Below are 15,350 nucleotides of genomic sequence, written 5' to 3'. Positions count from 1 at the left end.
GGAGGATTTGTCATGACCATTTCCCACGATCCGATTGTCATCGTCAGCGCCGTACGCACCCCGATGGGCGGTTTCCAGGGCGAACTGAAAAGCCTGACCGCGCCGCAACTCGGTGCGGCGGCGATCAAGGCTGCGGTTGAACGCGCCGGTGTTTCCTCCGATGCTGTCGATGAAGTGCTGTTCGGTTGCGTGCTGCCCGCCGGCCTCGGCCAAGCACCGGCACGTCAGGCCGCACTGGGTGCCGGGCTGGATAAATCCACCCGTTGCACCACCCTGAACAAGATGTGCGGCTCGGGCATGGAAGCAACCATTCTGGCCCACGACATGCTGCTCGCCGGCAGCGCCGATGTAGTGATCGCGGGCGGCATGGAAAGCATGTCCAATGCGCCGTATCTGCTTGATCGCGCACGCAGCGGTTACCGCATGGGCCACGGCAAAGTGCTGGATTCGATGTTCCTCGATGGCCTCGAAGACGCCTACGACAAGGGTCGCCTGATGGGCACCTTCGCCGAGGAATGCGCCGACAGCAACGAGTTCAGCCGCGAGGCCCAGGACGCGTTTGCCATCGCCTCGACCACCCGCGCGCAGCAAGCGATCAAGGACGGCAGCTTCAAGGACGAAATCGTCCCGCTGAGCGTGACCGTCGGCAAAGAACAAGTGCTGATCAGCAACGACGAACAACCGCCCAAAGCCAAACTGGACAAGGTCGGCTCACTGAAACCGGCGTTCCGCGATGGTGGTACGGTGACAGCAGCGAACTCCAGCTCGATCTCCGACGGCGCGGCGGCGCTGGTGCTGATGCGCCAGTCGCAAGCGCAGAAACTCGGTTTGAAAGCGCTGGCGGTGATTCACGGCCATGCGGCGTTTGCTGACACGCCGGGGCTGTTCCCGGTGGCGCCGATTGGCGCCATCAACAAACTGGTGAAGAAAACCGGCTGGTCGCTGGCTGAGGTTGATCTGTTTGAAGTCAACGAAGCGTTTGCTGTGGTCGCTATGGCGGCGATGAAGCATCTGGACATTCCGCACGAGAAGCTCAATGTGCATGGCGGTGCCTGTGCGCTGGGCCATCCGATCGGCGCATCCGGTGCGCGGATTCTGGTGACCTTGCTTTCGGCGCTGCGCCAGAAAGGCCTGAAACGCGGGATCGCGGCGATCTGCATCGGCGGCGGCGAAGCCACGGCCATGGCCGTCGAGTGTGTCTGAACCTGGATTAAGGATTGACCATGATTGCCAATGAAGACCAACAACAAATCCGCGACATGGCCCGACAGTTTGCCGAGGAGCGGCTGAAGCCGTTTGCCGCCGAGTGGGATCGCGAACACCGCTTCCCCAAGGAAGCCATCGGCGAAATGGCCGAGCTGGGCTTCTTCGGCATGCTGGTGCCCGAGCAGTGGGGCGGTTGTGACACCGGTTACCTGGCTTACGCCATGGCGCTGGAGGAAATCGCTGCCGGCGACGGCGCGTGCTCGACGATCATGAGCGTGCACAACTCGGTGGGCTGCGTGCCGATTCTCAAGTTCGGCAATGACGAACAGCGCGAACGTTTCCTCAAGCCGCTGGCCAGCGGCAAGATGCTCGGCGCTTTCGCCCTGACCGAACCGCAGGCTGGTTCCGATGCCAGCAGCCTGAAAACCCGCGCTCGGCTGGAGGGCGATCACTACGTGCTCAACGGCTGCAAACAGTTCATCACTTCCGGGCAAAACGCCGGGATCGTGATTGTGTTTGCCGTGACTGATCCAAGCGCCGGCAAACGTGGAATCACGGCGTTTATCGTGCCGACCGATTCACCGGGCTACAAAGTCGCGCGTGTCGAAGACAAACTTGGCCAGCATGCGTCGGACACTTGTCAGATTCTGTTCGAAGACGTCAAAGTGCCGGTCGCCAACCGTTTGGGCGAGGAGGGCGAAGGCTACAAGATCGCTTTGGCCAACCTTGAAGGCGGACGCGTCGGCATCGCTGCGCAAGCGGTGGGTATGGCCCGCGCTGCGTTCGAAGCCGCGCGCGATTACGCCCGTGAACGTGACACCTTCGGCAAGCCGATCATCGAACATCAGGCCGTGGCGTTTCGCCTGGCGGACATGGCCACGCAGATCGCCGTTGCCCGGCAAATGGTGCATTACGCCGCCGCCCTGCGCGACAGTGGGCAACCGGCGTTGGTCGAGGCCTCGATGGCGAAACTGTTCGCCTCGGAAATGGCCGAAAAGGTCTGCTCGATGGCATTGCAGACGCTGGGCGGTTACGGTTACCTCAACGACTTCCCGCTGGAGCGCATCTACCGCGATGTGCGCGTCTGCCAGATCTACGAAGGCACCAGCGACATTCAGCGCATGGTTATTTCGCGCAATCTCTGACAAGGAATTTTGCTCATGACTTACGAAACGATTTTGCTGGAAATCCATGGCCGTGTTGGCCTGATTACCTTGAACCGCCCGCAGGCGCTGAACGCCTTGAACGCGCAGTTGGTCAGCGAAGTGAATCACGCGCTGGACGGTCTGGAACCGGATTCGAATATCGGTTGCATCGTCATCACCGGCTCGAAAAAAGCCTTCGCGGCCGGCGCCGACATCAAGGAAATGGCCGATCTGACTTACCCGCAGATCTACATGGACGACCTGTTCAGCGACAGCGACCGCGTGGCCAACCGGCGTAAGCCGATCATTGCGGCAGTCAACGGTTTTGCCCTCGGCGGCGGCTGTGAACTGGCGTTGATGTGCGACTTCATTCTGGCCGGCGACAACGCCAAATTCGGTCAGCCGGAAATCAACCTCGGCGTGCTGCCGGGCATGGGCGGCACCCAGCGCCTGACCCGCGCGGTGGGCAAGGCCAAGGCTATGGAAATGTGCCTGAGCGGGCGCTTGATTGATGCGGTGGAAGCCGAGCGTTGCGGCATCGTCGCGCGGATTGTGCCGAGTGATGAGTTGCTGGATGAAGCGCTGAAAGTCGCGGCGCTGATTGCCAGCAAGTCGTTGCCGATTGCGATGATGGTCAAGGAGAGCGTGAATCGTGCGTTCGAAGTGAACCTGGCGGAAGGCGTGCGCTTTGAGCGCCGGGTATTCCATGCGGCGTTTGCGACGCAGGATCAGAAGGAAGGAATGGCGGCATTTGTCGCCAAGCGTCCTGCGGAGTTCCAAGGCAAGTAATGCTGCGCGCCGACTGACGCCATCGCTGGCAAGTCGAATCGTCGCACCGCAGCTCCCACAGGTTCCGCGTCGAACATAATATTCGTGAACGACCTCAATCACTGTGGGAGCTGGCTTGCCAGCGATGCTTTTGCTTTTTACAGTTGGTAGTTCTTCAGTTCGCGAGCAATCACCATCCGCTGTATCTCGCTCGACCCTTCATAAATCTGGGTGATCCGCGCATCCCGGTAGTATTTCTCCACCGGATAATCCTCCAGATACCCATAACCGCCATGAATCTGAATCGCCGAGGAGCAAACCTTCTCGGCCATTTCCGAAGCAAACAACTTCGCCTGCGAAGCCTCGGACAAACACGGTTTGCCGGCCGTGCGCAAACGCGCCGCATGCAAGATCAACAAGCGCGCCGCGTTGATCTGCATTTGCATGTCCGCCAGCAGGTTGGCGATGCTCTGATGCTCAATAATCGCCTTGCCGAATTGCACCCGATCCCGCGCATACACCAGCGCCGCTTCAAATGCCGCACGCGCAATGCCCAACGCCTGCGCGGCGATGCCGATACGTCCACCTTCGAGATTGGATAGCGCGATGGCCAGACCTTTACCGCGTTCACCGAGCAGATTCGTCTCGGGAATGCTGCAATTGTTCAGCGTCACCGCGCAGGTGTCAGACGCGCGGATACCCATCTTGTGTTCAGTGCGATCAACGATGAAACCTGGTGTATCGGTCGGCACCAGAAACGCTGAAATACCTTTCTTGCCCAGATCCGGATCGGTCACCGCAAACACAATTGCCAGTTTCGCGCGTTTGCCATTGCTGACAAATTGCTTGGCGCCGTTGATCACCCACTGACCGTCGCGCAGTTCGGCGCGGGTGCGTAGGTTGTGCGCTTCGGAACCGGCCTGCGGTTCGGTCAGGCAGAAGCAACCGATCACCGCGCCGCTGGCCAGATCCGCCAGCCAGGTCTGTTTCTGTTCCTCGCTGCCGTAGTTCATCACCGGGCCGCAGCCCACCGAGTTGTGAATGCTCATGAACGCGCCAGTGGCACCGTCGCCGGCAGAAATCTCTTCCACCGCCAATGCGTAGGCCACGTAGTCGACGTAAGTGCCGCCCCATTCCTCGGGCACCACCATGCCGAGCAAACCGAGTTCGCCCATCTTCGCGACCAGGGCGTCGTCGATCCAGCCAGCCTTTTCCCAGGCCTGCGCGTGCGGTGCGATTTCGCCACGGGCAAAGTCCCGGGCCATGTCGCGGATCATCACTTGTTCTTCAGTCAGTTCGAGATCGTGCATGGCTCAGCTCCCGCTCTCAGCGAATCCATGGAAGAAACTCTCGACCTGCTCGGCGTGCAGCGCCTGCAAGGTCGGCGGGTTCCAGCGTGGGGTCTTGTCTTTGTCGATGATCAGGGCGCGTACGCCTTCGATCAGGTCGCCACGGTCGAACCACTGGCGATCCAGATGCAGTTCGAGGGCGAAGCAGTTTTCCAGGCTCAGATGCCGGCCGCGACGGAGCATTTCCAGGGTCACGCCCATCGCCAGCGGCGAGCGGGTTTCCAGCAAATTGGCAGTGCTGATCGCCCAGTCATGGCTGTCGGCGACGGTCACTGCGCGTAACTGCTCGACCATGCTCGGCACGTCTGGCAGGGCGAAGAAGTGGTCGATGGCCGGGCGCAGCGCTTCGAGCGGCGCGTCCGCCAGGGTTTGCACGGCGTTTTTGGCGAGCAGACTCTGCAGATCCTTGAGCGGCGTGTCGTGCCATTCCAGTTGATCGAGCTGTTCGTTGAGGGTGGCGAGATCGCTGCTGTCCAGATACCAGTCGGCCAGACCGCAATACAACGTATCGGCAGCGCGGATCTGCACGCCACTGACGCCCAGATAAATCCCCAGTTCGCCGGGAATGCGTGACAGGAAATAGCTGCCGCCGACGTCCGGAAAATACCCGATGGCCACTTCCGGCATTGCCAGACGGCTCTTTTCGGTGACCACCCGCAAGTCAGCGCCTTGCACCAGGCCCATGCCGCCGCCGAGGACAAAGCCGTCCATCAGCGCCAGCACCGGTTTGCGGTAGTGGTGGATCGTCAGGTCGAGGGCATATTCCTCGACGAAGAAATCTTCGTGCAGCGTGTCGCCGCTTTTGTAGCTGTCGTACAGCGAACGAATGTCGCCACCGGCACAGAAGGCTTTTTCACCGGCACCACGCAGCACCACGGCATGCACATCGGCGTCAGTCGCCCAAGCGTCCAGTTGCTTTTGCAGCAAGCGAACCATGTCGAGGGTGATGGCGTTGAGGCCGGCGGGGCGGTTCAAGGTCAGGTGACCGATGTGATTGCGAACCTCGGCCAGCACTTCGTGTTGCGTGGCATCCATGGACGATGTCCGCGGGGATGAAGCCTGAGCAGTCATCAGTAACTCCCTGCTTTTATTGTTTTTTATGCAAATGCTCGCGCGCGAGCGTTGCCGGATCGTACCAGTGCAAATTTGCCGTGTACAACCGGGATATGTGCAGGTGCAGTGTGCATTTTTGCAGCGTTGCGAAAGTGGGGCCGGACTGCTCGCACGGGCCTCTGAGTCTTCAGGAGGTTTGCAAATGCTCTTGAAGAGATCTGGCGCAAAGCAGCAATGCCTGTCTGGCTTCATCATGTTGCGCAGGATAGTTGATGAAGCCGTGCGGCATGTTGTCGTACTCGAGGTGTCGCACCTCAACACCGGCCGCTTTGAGTCGCTGAACGTAATTGCGGCCTTCGTCCCGCAGAACATCCTGTCCCGACGTCAGAATCAGCGTCGGCGCTAAGCCGCGAAGATTTTTGCAGCGCACTGGCGACACCCTTGGATCATCACGCGCAATGCTTCGCGGCACATAGTGCGCGATATACCACTCAAGCATCTGGGCAGTCAGTCCAGGGCCTGAAGCAAAGTGTTCATGGCTGGGATTGTTGGTGATGCAATCGAGCAAGGGATACAGGAGTAGTTGAAAGGCAATCGGGACTTTTCTCTTTTTCCGTGCCCATTGGCAGATAACAGCGGCAAGTCCCCCACCGGAGCCGCCACCACCCACCGCCAGACGGGAGGCATCCAGACCGATGGCTGCGCCGTGTTCGACCACCCATTGCGTTGCACAGCAACAATCCTCCAGAGCTGCGGGGAACACGTACTCCGGAGGGCGTGCATAGTCCACCGCGACCACCGCGCATCCGGCCCATCCACACAGCAGTCGGCAAAAACCGTCGTGGGTATCCAGATCGCCGGTGACCCAACCGCCGCCATGAAAAAACATCAGCACTGCATGCGGTCCCGGGCCGGGCGGCAGATAAATCCGCAAGGGCAGGGGCCGTCCGTGATTGTCGATCGTCAGATCGGTCACGCGCAGCACCATGGTGGTGCGCAGTGCCATTCGAGTGCTTTCGACTGTCGGGTGGGCGGGTGAGGACGGACTCATGACTTCACTTTCCGCGCGATTGCTTCAGTGGTGAGTTCAACCACGTATTCTTTGGTGATCAGTTGCTTCACCGCCAGGCACATGAGTGTGGGTGGATGTCCCTCGAAGAACTTTTTGTGGGCCCTGGCGATCTCTGGCCAGTGTTTCATGCTGGTGGTGTAGATACGGATGCCGATGATGCTGCGCCGATCTACGCCCAGCTGTTGAATTGACCTTTCGATAATCTTCAGACAATGCAGCGTCTGCTTGTAAGCGTTCCCCGGTTTATAAGGGCTACCGTCCTTGTTGAAGGCAACCGTGCCGCCCATCAGGATTCTCTTCCCGGCGCGTATCGCTCGGCAATAACCCGCCATGGATTCCCAGGGGGCTTCGGAAAAAACTCGTTGGATTTTCATTGCGCCACTCCTTGGCCCAAGTCGATGGGCAGTGATTTCAAACCGCGAAATTGCAGGTTGTTGGTGCGCCATTCAGGAGGCTTCTGCGCAATCAGGCTCAAGTTGGGAAAGCGCTTGAACAGCGAGCTGAAGACGATTTTCGCCTCCAGGCGAAACAGAGCAGTGCCCATGCAATAGTGTCCACCAAGACCGAAGGCCAAGTGAGCGTTATGCGAGCGCCTGATATCGAAGCGGTCGGGGTCGGGGAATTTTAACCGGTCACGATTGGCAGAACCGCGCATGAGGTACACCAGTTCACCTCTGCGCATCGTCACGCCGTGCATGGCCACGTCTTCCTTGAGCACTCGATGGCTGAAAGATCCTGCCGAGTCGAAGCGCAGCATTTCTTCGATGGCAGGTTTAATCAGATCAGGATCTGCCAACAGCGCAGCTACTTGTTCGGGATGCTCAAGCAAGTGCAGCAAACCGATACACAGCTGATCGGCACTGGTGGTGTAGCCCGCGACCAGGATGAAAACAATTTGCGCCAGCACTTGGTCAATACTGGAGTTGCTGCCTGCGCTGGCCTCCAGAACGTGGCTGACCAGATCATCTTTGGGGCGTTTGCGCCGCCGGGCGATGACCTCTGCGAAATAGGCATACATTTCCTCCACGCCTTTGAGCGCTTGCTCGGGACCGTAGTCGGGGTCGAGACTTCCCACCAGAACAATCAGAATGTCGTCGGTCCAGTTCCTGAGCTTCAACGCGTCTTTAAGTGGGATCCCATAAAGTTTGGCGAGAATCAGCGCCGGTACTCGGTTGAGCAGCCTCGCCATGAGGTCGGTTCGTCCTTTGAGTTTGGCAATTTCCTTGTCAGTGATCGCCTGAATGGTCTGATGCAAGGATTCGATAACGCGAGGCGTGAAGGCTTTGCCGAGCAATTGTCGGCTGGCCTTGTGGGCAGCGCCATCCTGCGAATACATCCATTCGGAAGCGAGTTTGACGAATTGCGCCATTTTCTCGCGCTTGTCGGGTGGCAGTTGGGCATCGACCAATTGCTGCATGCGATCCGAGGAGTAGCGTTGCGAATCGCCCTGGGCTGCGGATACGTCGCTGTAGCGGGTCATGAACCAGGCGTTGAATTGCTTGCTCCAGTAGATAGGCTCGTGTTTACGCAGGTGCGCATAAGCGGGATAGGGATTGCGCACCGTGTCGCGATGGGTGAAATCGAGCAGCGCCTGCTCTTTCGCGTCGAACGCGTACAACGGGGAGGTAAGTTGTTCGATGTAGTCCGCATCAGCGATGGGCGCTGTCACCAGTTCTTTTGGCGGTTTGAGCCATTCGGCCAGCAATGCAATTCGCGTTTCTGTGGCGCGATTTACATCCACATTGGCGATAGCCAGGCCGCTTTCGCGCAGCTGCGTCGCGAACACGGCGATCAGGTCTTCCAGCAGTTGCGACGACACGCGTTTATCGCGTCCAGCCTCTTCGATCACCAGGTCCAGTGCTCGCGCATAAGCCAGTGCAACAGCCTGACGGTGCGAAACCTCCCCAGGATTGCTGAGCAGCTCGACAATCGATTTCTCGCTCCGTTGAGCAATGTTGGTCGCAGGGCGAGAGGCAAACCGAGGTCGGGTCACGGCATCTCTGGCTACCTGATAAGCCAGCACTGAATTGTCCCCGGCGAAGGTGATGCTGATCTCGCAATCGATGCATTGCGTGATGATCTGGTTGTGATGGTGAAAACCCTGGGAACCGCACAGCTCTCGGCAGTTGCGCATCACGTCGAGTCCCATCCAGGTGCCGACGCTTTTCGCGACCGCCGCGAGGATATGCAGCTCCTTGCGTTTTTCCGGTTGATGCCACAGCGTTTCGAAGTGCCGCAGGACCGCCTGCTCCAGAAGCTTGAGCGCCAGCGCCTTGAGCTGTTCTTCGTACAGACGCTGGCGGACCAGCGGGTTATTCATCAAGGTCTGGCGGGCGGTTGCAGTTTTTCTATGAGTGACGAAACGGTAGGCCAGCCAACTGCACAACCCCGCACTGCCACGGGCTGCCGCCAATAGAAGAACACGTTCCTGGATGAAGGTTTCCATGGCGGCTGTAGCGCGTCGCTCGCGGGGTACTTCACTGCTGAATTGCCCTTCAGGCGAGAATCGAGAGTGTTTTTGCATCAGCGCGTCTAGCGGGATATTCATCCCGATAAAGCGTATACCCGCCACTTGGTTGGCGTGAATTCCGCCCTTGGGGTCGCAAGCCATGACCTTGACGCCGGCTGACAACGGGCCGTTTTCCTTGTCGCGGATGCGCACGCGGAACCAGTGCAAGCCTTCGTCTTTATCGTCAACGATCAGCCGTGCCAACACCATCATCACTTGCGCCGCGTGCAAGGCATTACCGATCCAGAACTTGCAGGCAGAAAGTGTCGGAGTATTGAGAACCAGACATTGCGCCACCGGGTCATGCGTCACCGTGGTCTGCAGATTGCGCACGTCGCTGCCGCTGGAAATCTCCGTGCAGCCGAAAGCGTACACGGCACCCAGTTCGATAACCTCTTGGCGGTAATGTCGAACTTGAGCCGCGTCGCCTTGGGTGATCAACGCGTTGCCGGCGATCAAGTGATCCACAACCGAGGAATAGAGTGCGTAATCATAGGCTGCGAGTATGGCGAGACGTTCGTTGAGCTTTCTAAACTCCTTCTGTCGCGGCTGGCCCAGCCACATGTCATTAGTAATGAGCCCGGACCGCATGATGTGCCGCAGCCGTTTGATCGTCAGATTCATGTATTTTCGCAGCGTCAGGTCGTGACGAATGCGGGCGTCGAACAACGGCGTGTCGAGCATTTGCAGGAGTGATTCGGTCATGGTGATTCCCTCGTAGATTCGAATTGAGTTCGAAACCACCAGAGACGGAGGACTGAAAGCCACAGCTCACGCAGGCGTGCCTGAATCGGGCAACCTGCGTGCGCTGAATACTGAGGGGAGGACGCTGCTGTCAAAGCGAGAAGCCAGCCTTGCCACTCACTTAAAGTGAGTTTTCTCCATAGTCAGACATCCTGTGTCATCGCTACTGGGCAATACGGCGGGCCAGACTTCTAAGTGAAAGGCAGACAACTCTGTGCGGTACAAAGGTGAAATCTAGTTGCTGGTCGGCGGTTGGCAAGGTGAGCGACCCGCCATTGGTCTGAAGTTACAGTCGAGGCATGAGCACTTCACCAATGCTCCGGCGTTTGGCATGCAACTCGCTGGCGTGGATCAGCTGTTCCAGATCCTCGGGCGTGATGTCGATGAAGGCTTCCATGTCAGCCAATGCCAGTTTCAGGTCGTCGGCGGTGATGGCTTGAATGTCGACCTGCGTGACAGAGGGCACCGGTTCGGCAGGGCGTTTCGGATAGCGGATCCGAGTCAGGTTGTTGTAGGCGAGGGCGCTCAGGAGCATGCACGCCGCGCCAAGCATCACCGGCTCCATGGCTTTCCAGTCGAGGGCGATGGTTGCCGGATCGGCCAGTACCAGCGTCAGCGCCAGCGCACCGGCCGGAGGATGTAAACAGCGCAGCCAGCACATCAGGATCAGCGCCATGCCCGCCGCCAGGCACGCGCTGCCCAAGGTGCGGCCGAGTACGTGCGCCACCAGCAATGCGACTACACCCGCACACAAATAGCCGCCGATGATCGACCACGGCTGCGCCAACGCGCCAGACGACACGGCGAACAACAACACCGCCGACGCGCCCAACGGCCCGATCAAGTGATAAGCGACTTCGAGGCCGAACACCTGACTGCACGCCCACACGCTGAACAATGTCCCCAACGCCATGCCGATGGCGGCGCGGCTCCATTCGGTGGGGCGGGTGTTGATGGTGGCGGGCAACCAGCGAGCGAGCATGAAAACGCGATCCTCAAGAAAATCCGGGCAAAAAAAAGGACTTGTCCGGCATGCGGAAAGCCCTCGAAGTTGTTCCAACTATTGGGGGAGGAACGCGCACAGTGTGCCAAGCAAACTGGATGCTGACAAATTCATATTAATGCTGTTTTAGTGCATTTATTTTGTATTCAACTGATTTTACCAGCAACGCGGCGACCGCTGACAAAACACAAATACCCACCCAGTGCCGCCAGTGCACTCAAGGCGTAGAACATCGTCGGTGGCGGCGAGTGCATCAGCAGAAATCCGCAGATCACGGGACTGATCGCACCACCGACGGCTGCCAGATTCTGCGCGCCGTAATAGCTGCCGCGCAGTTCCTCCGGCGCCAGCGTGTCGACGAACAGGAATTCTGCCGGGTAAATGATCATCTCGCCCAAGGTGAAGATGAACATCGCGACGCACCAGCCAATCAGCCCGTTGGCCAGGCTGAAACCGATCAGCCCGACCACGAACAGCGCGGTGCCGCCAACGATCCACCAGCGCAGGTGCTCACGCTTGAGGAAGCGGCCGATCTGGTATTGCAACAGGATCACTGTCAGCGCGTTGCAGGCGAGCAGGGCGGCCATGGTGTCCAGCGTGCCTTGCTGGGTTTGCGTGACCAGCAGGTATTGCGACAGGTACAGGGTGAAACGTCCGTGCACCACGGTGCTGAGCAGACAACCAAGAGTGAAGAGGATCATCGTGCGATCGTTCTTCAGGATGATCAGGGTTTTGAGGAAGCTTTGCGGCTGGCTGACCGAGGCAATCGGACTGGCTTCACGTTTGACGCCGGTCAGCAAAAAGATGCTGACGCAGGCGCCGAGGCCGGCGACGATAAACGGCGCAGTCGGTTGGATCCCGGCAATCACCACGCCGATCATCGGCCCGATGGCGTAGCCGATGTTGGTCAGGGTGTAGGTCAGTGAAAAGGCTTTGACCCGTTGGCCGATGGCCAGATTTTCGCTGAGGATCGCTTTCGAGCCGATCAGGAACAGCGCTGAAGCGGTTTCGCTGATGATCAGGATCAACGTCACCAGATACAGGTTTTGCGCAAAGGTCAGCAGGATCCAGCCGATGCCGCTGGAGAGCATGGTCAGGATCAGTAACTGGCGCTTGTCCAGCCGATCGATGATGTAGCCGCCGTACAGCGACAGCAGCGTGGCGCTGAACACGGCGATGCCCAGCAACAGGCCGACATCTTGCGGGTTGAGGCCGAGTTTGTTGCTCAGGAATAGCGTCAGCAGCGGGCTGATCAACGCACGGCTCATGACGATGCTCAGTGAGGCGAGCATCAAGCGGCGAATCAGAGGCGAGTAAGTAGCCACGAGCGGGTGAATATCCTTTTCCGGTAGGAGCTGTCTCGGGAACCGAGGCTGCGATCTTTTGATCTTGAAAACGAAGATCAAAAGATCGCAGCCTTCAGCAGCTCCTACAAGGGCTTCATGCGACGTCGCAAGCTGCGGGCCATTGCTGTAGAGGAATCGGCAAGCTGCGCGATTCACCGCGACCCATCGCGAAGTAGGTGAAACCGTTGCGCGCCAGGCGTTCGGCGTCGTACAGGTTGCGGCCGTCGAAGATCACCGGGGCGTTCAGGCGTTGTTGAATCAGGCTGAAATCCGGCGCCTTGAACTGCTGCCATTCGGTGCAGATGATCAATGCGTCGGCGCCGGGCAACACCGATTCCGGGGTGCCCATCAGCATCAGCTTCGCTTCGTTGGGGTACAGATGCTGGGTTTCCTGCATGGCTTCCGGATCGAACGCGCGCACGCTGGCGCCGGCGGCGAACAGCGATTCCAGCAATACCCGGCTCGGTGCGTCGCGCATGTCGTCGGTGTTCGGTTTGAAGGCCAGGCCCCACAGCGCAAAAGTCTTGCCGCGCAATTCGCCCTTGTAGAACGCGTTGATGCGTTCGAACAGTTTGTGTTTCTGCCGCTGGTTGATCGCTTCCACCGCTTGCAGCAAATCGCTGGAGCAGTGCGCCTCTTCCGCGCTGTGGATCAGCGCGCGCATGTCTTTGGGGAAACACGAACCGCCGTAGCCGCAACCCGGATAGATGAAGTGGTAACCGATGCGTGAATCGGCGCCGATGCCCTGGCGTACTGACTCAATGTCGGCGCCCAGGTGCTCGGCCAGTTCGGCAATCTGATTGATGAAGCTGATCTTGGTCGCGAGCATGCAGTTGGCGGCGTACTTGGTCAGCTCGGCGCTGCGCAGGTCCATGAACATGATGCGGTCGTGATTGCGGTTGAAGGGCGAGTACAGATCGCGCATCACGTCGCGCACGTCTTCGCGCTCGCAACCGATGACGATGCGGTCCGGGCGGCGGCAATCGGCGACCGCCGAGCCTTCCTTGAGGAATTCCGGGTTGGAGACGATATCGAACTGCAACAGCCGCCCGACCTTGAGCAAGGCCTTGTCGATGTGCGCGCGCAAGGTGTCACCGGTGCCAACCGGCACGGTGGATTTCTCCACCAGAATCAGTGGCTGCTGACGATGCCTGGCGATGGCGTCACCGACCGACAACACGTAGCGCAGATCCGCCGAGCCGTCATCACGCGATGGCGTACCGACTGCAATGAATGCGACCTGCCCGTGCTGCACCGCAAGTTGTTCGTCGGTGGTGAATTGCAGGCGTCCGCCCTCCAGGCCTTCGCGCACCAGACTGGCCAGCCCCGGTTCAAATATGCTCACGTGACCCTGACACAGCAGCTCGACTTTTTTCTCGTCGATGTCCATGCACACCACGTCATGCCCGACCTCGGCCAACACCGCGGCCTGCACCAATCCCACGTAACCGCTGCCAAACACGCTGATTTTCATGGCGCTCTCCTGAGGCTCGACAGCTCAGGATAGGCAAGCGCATGTTTCAAATCGGTGATTGTCAGCGGTCGGGCGCGAAACGCCAGCAATTGACTTTTGCTCGTGCGCTCGGCAGGTTGTGCCCCCCGGCGGCGTGGCGTCCCGGTGATTTGTGTTGAATTATCCTCTGCAAGGCGTTTGGTTTGATTGACTTACCCTCTACTGATACCACCTCCGCGACGTCGAATCCGCTGAGCGTTTATCTGGCGCGTCTGGCGCCGTCCAGCCAACTGACCATGCGCTATGTGCTGCAGGACGCGGCCGACCGCCTCGGTTTCGAAGAAGTGAACATCGAAGAAATCCCCTGGCACGCGCTGCAACCGGAAGATGTGGTGGCGCTGGTCGCCGCATTGCGCGAAGACAACTACGCCCCAAATACTTCTTCGCTGTATGTGAACGCGGTACGCGGGGTGATGAACGAAGCCTGGCGCATGAGTTTGATCAGCCAGGATCATCTGTTGAAGATGCGTTCGGTCAAAGGCATCGCCGGCACGCGCTTGTCGCAGGGGCGCAACTTGAAGCGCACCTTGATTCACGAATTGATGGAAGTCTGTGCTGCCGACCCGCGTCCGCAAGGGCTGCGCGATGCGGCAGTGATTGCCTTGCTGTATGGCACCGGCATGCGCAAATCGGAGTCGGTGGATCTGGATTTGAATCAGGTCGATTTCACCGAGCGCAGTTTGTGCGTGATCGGCAAGGGCAACAAACAGCTGATCAAGTACGCGCCGTCCTGGGCGTTTGCCAAGCTCAATGACTGGCTGGAACTGCGTCGTTCGCAACTCAAGGAAGGCGAGAGCGACGATCCATTCCTGTTCAACCGCATCCGCCGGGGCAGCCACATCACTCGCGAGCGCATCACCAAACACGCGATTTACTACATCGCCCGCCAGCGTGGCACGCAGGTCGGGGTGAAGATCATGCCGCACGATTTTCGCCGCTCGCTCATCACGCGGGTGATCGAGGAACATGATCTGTCGATTGCGCAGAAACTCGCGCATCACGCGAATATCCAGACTACCGCCAACTACGATGTGCGCGACGACAACGAACGGCGCCGCGCGGTAGATCGTTTCGACCTGTGAAGGTCAATGCGCGGCAGGGCAGTTGCGGGAGTTGCTGGCGGCTCCCTGACTGATCAGCGCGGCCAGACGTTTGACGTTGTTCTGCTGAGCGGCCACCAGTTCGTCGATGCTCGGGCCGGACGGGGTTTGCAAGGTTGAACGGCAGGCATTTTCAGCCGCGCCGGCCTCGCGCAGGCGCCATTTGACGTCGATCAAACCGTACTGGCCAGGCACCGAGTCGAAACGTTGCACATCGATGCGCACCGACACTTTGCGCTGGCCGCCGGCGTTGCCCAGTTGATCGACCAAGGCACTGCGCAATTCATCGACGAGGCTGGCGCCCCACCATTCGGTCTCGAGAATCGCCAGACCGCTGTTGCCCTCACGAATGACAATCTGCGGCCGGTCGACTTGCGGCGGCACGCTGATGGCTTCGATGGCGATTTCCGAATCGCCGCGGCCAGCCACCGGTTGCGCCGGAGTCAGGGTATGAAAACTGATCGGGGCGCTGCTACAGGCGCCGAGCAACAGGCACGCCGCGAGCGCGGTGATCTTCAGCGGTAAAGCCATGGGTCAGCTCC

General features: G+C 59.3%; 13 protein-coding genes. 4 read left to right on the top strand and 9 right to left on the bottom strand.

The features are described 5' to 3' along the window. Positions 1-12 precede the first annotated feature (12 nt). Genes ACOI8A_RS00345 through ACOI8A_RS00335 form a run of 3 tightly spaced genes read left to right on the top strand, consistent with a single transcriptional unit; the run spans position 13 to position 3,140 of the window. Positions 13-1,203 carry an acetyl-CoA C-acyltransferase gene (locus tag ACOI8A_RS00345; RefSeq protein ID WP_420649044.1) on the top strand — a complete coding sequence of 397 codons (1,191 nt, stop codon included), beginning with the start codon at positions 13-15 and terminating at the stop codon, positions 1,201-1,203. A 20-nt stretch (positions 1,204-1,223) separates the two neighbouring features. Next, a complete protein-coding gene (locus ACOI8A_RS00340; protein WP_420649043.1) occupies positions 1,224-2,351 on the top strand; it encodes an acyl-CoA dehydrogenase in 1,128 nt (375 codons plus the stop codon). A gap of 15 nt (positions 2,352-2,366) precedes the next feature. Continuing rightward, entirely contained in the window at positions 2,367-3,140 is a 774-nt protein-coding gene (locus ACOI8A_RS00335; protein WP_420649042.1) for an enoyl-CoA hydratase, read from the top strand. 137 nt (positions 3,141-3,277) lie between these two features. Here ACOI8A_RS00335 and ACOI8A_RS00330 read toward each other — a convergent pair whose 3' ends face one another. The 8 genes from ACOI8A_RS00330 to ACOI8A_RS00295 form a co-directional block, all read right to left on the bottom strand. Continuing rightward, on the bottom strand, positions 3,278-4,429 hold the full coding sequence (locus ACOI8A_RS00330; protein ID WP_420649041.1) for an acyl-CoA dehydrogenase family protein: 1,152 nt from the start codon (positions 4,427-4,429) through the stop codon (positions 3,278-3,280). Between the two features lie 3 nt (positions 4,430-4,432). Then, positions 4,433-5,539, bottom strand: coding sequence for an enoyl-CoA hydratase/isomerase family protein (locus ACOI8A_RS00325; RefSeq protein ID WP_420649040.1), 1,107 nt, complete (start codon positions 5,537-5,539; stop codon positions 4,433-4,435). 169 nt (positions 5,540-5,708) lie between these two features. Beyond that, positions 5,709-6,527 carry an alpha/beta hydrolase gene (locus ACOI8A_RS00320; RefSeq protein WP_420651238.1) on the bottom strand — a complete coding sequence of 273 codons (819 nt, stop codon included), beginning with the start codon at positions 6,525-6,527 and terminating at the stop codon, positions 5,709-5,711. 41 nt (positions 6,528-6,568) lie between these two features. Further along, positions 6,569-6,967, bottom strand: coding sequence for a Rid family hydrolase (locus ACOI8A_RS00315; protein WP_420649038.1), 399 nt, complete (start codon positions 6,965-6,967; stop codon positions 6,569-6,571). Next, positions 6,964-9,807, bottom strand: a complete 2,844-nt coding sequence (locus ACOI8A_RS00310) for a cytochrome P450 (RefSeq protein WP_420649037.1) — start codon at positions 9,805-9,807, stop codon at positions 6,964-6,966. Before ACOI8A_RS00310 ends, ACOI8A_RS00315 begins: the two co-directional genes overlap by 4 nt. Before the next feature lie 325 nt (positions 9,808-10,132). Then, a complete protein-coding gene (locus ACOI8A_RS00305; RefSeq protein ID WP_420649036.1) occupies positions 10,133-10,828 on the bottom strand; it encodes an HPP family protein in 696 nt (231 codons plus the stop codon). A 167-nt stretch (positions 10,829-10,995) separates the two neighbouring features. After that, a complete protein-coding gene (locus tag ACOI8A_RS00300) occupies positions 10,996-12,174 on the bottom strand; it encodes an MFS transporter (protein ID WP_420649035.1) in 1,179 nt (392 codons plus the stop codon). 115 nt (positions 12,175-12,289) lie between these two features. Beyond that, on the bottom strand, positions 12,290-13,669 hold the full coding sequence (locus ACOI8A_RS00295) for a UDP-glucose dehydrogenase family protein (protein WP_420649034.1): 1,380 nt from the start codon (positions 13,667-13,669) through the stop codon (positions 12,290-12,292). 182 nt (positions 13,670-13,851) lie between these two features. On the opposite strand from ACOI8A_RS00295, the gene ACOI8A_RS00290 reads away from it, so the two are divergent. Next, complete coding sequence (locus tag ACOI8A_RS00290; RefSeq protein ID WP_420651237.1) at positions 13,852-14,790, top strand: site-specific integrase; 939 nt, start codon at positions 13,852-13,854, stop codon at positions 14,788-14,790. Positions 14,791-14,793: 3 nt separating this feature from the next. Here the strand turns inward: ACOI8A_RS00290 and ACOI8A_RS00285 are convergent, their stop codons facing one another. Then, on the bottom strand, positions 14,794-15,339 hold the full coding sequence (locus ACOI8A_RS00285; protein ID WP_420649032.1) for a PqiC family protein: 546 nt from the start codon (positions 15,337-15,339) through the stop codon (positions 14,794-14,796). Positions 15,340-15,350: the final 11 nt, after the last annotated feature.

This window comes from Pseudomonas sp. P4795 (genome assembly GCF_048822895.1).
GTDB lineage: Bacteria > Pseudomonadota > Gammaproteobacteria > Pseudomonadales > Pseudomonadaceae > Aquipseudomonas.
This window is presented reverse-complemented; position numbering and strand designations above follow the sequence as displayed.

What these genes read in the sequence shown, in the direction of transcription:
- ACOI8A_RS00345 (WP_420649044.1), top strand. Translation starts at nt 13, where the DNA reads ATGACCATTTCCCACGATCCGATTGTCATCGTCAGCGCCGTACGCACC.
- ACOI8A_RS00340 (WP_420649043.1), top strand. Translation starts at nt 1,224, where the DNA reads ATGATTGCCAATGAAGACCAACAACAAATCCGCGACATGGCCCGACAG.
- ACOI8A_RS00335 (WP_420649042.1), top strand. Translation starts at nt 2,367, where the DNA reads ATGACTTACGAAACGATTTTGCTGGAAATCCATGGCCGTGTTGGCCTG.
- ACOI8A_RS00330 (WP_420649041.1), bottom strand. Translation starts at nt 4,429, where the DNA reads ATGCACGATCTCGAACTGACTGAAGAACAAGTGATGATCCGCGACATG.
- ACOI8A_RS00325 (WP_420649040.1), bottom strand. Translation starts at nt 5,539, where the DNA reads ATGACTGCTCAGGCTTCATCCCCGCGGACATCGTCCATGGATGCCACG.
- ACOI8A_RS00320 (WP_420651238.1), bottom strand. Translation starts at nt 6,527, where the DNA reads ATGGCACTGCGCACCACCATGGTGCTGCGCGTGACCGATCTGACGATC.
- ACOI8A_RS00315 (WP_420649038.1), bottom strand. Translation starts at nt 6,967, where the DNA reads ATGAAAATCCAACGAGTTTTTTCCGAAGCCCCCTGGGAATCCATGGCG.
- ACOI8A_RS00310 (WP_420649037.1), bottom strand. Translation starts at nt 9,807, where the DNA reads ATGACCGAATCACTCCTGCAAATGCTCGACACGCCGTTGTTCGACGCC.
- ACOI8A_RS00305 (WP_420649036.1), bottom strand. Translation starts at nt 10,828, where the DNA reads ATGCTCGCTCGCTGGTTGCCCGCCACCATCAACACCCGCCCCACCGAA.
- ACOI8A_RS00295 (WP_420649034.1), bottom strand. Translation starts at nt 13,669, where the DNA reads ATGAAAATCAGCGTGTTTGGCAGCGGTTACGTGGGATTGGTGCAGGCC.
- ACOI8A_RS00285 (WP_420649032.1), bottom strand. Translation starts at nt 15,339, where the DNA reads ATGGCTTTACCGCTGAAGATCACCGCGCTCGCGGCGTGCCTGTTGCTC.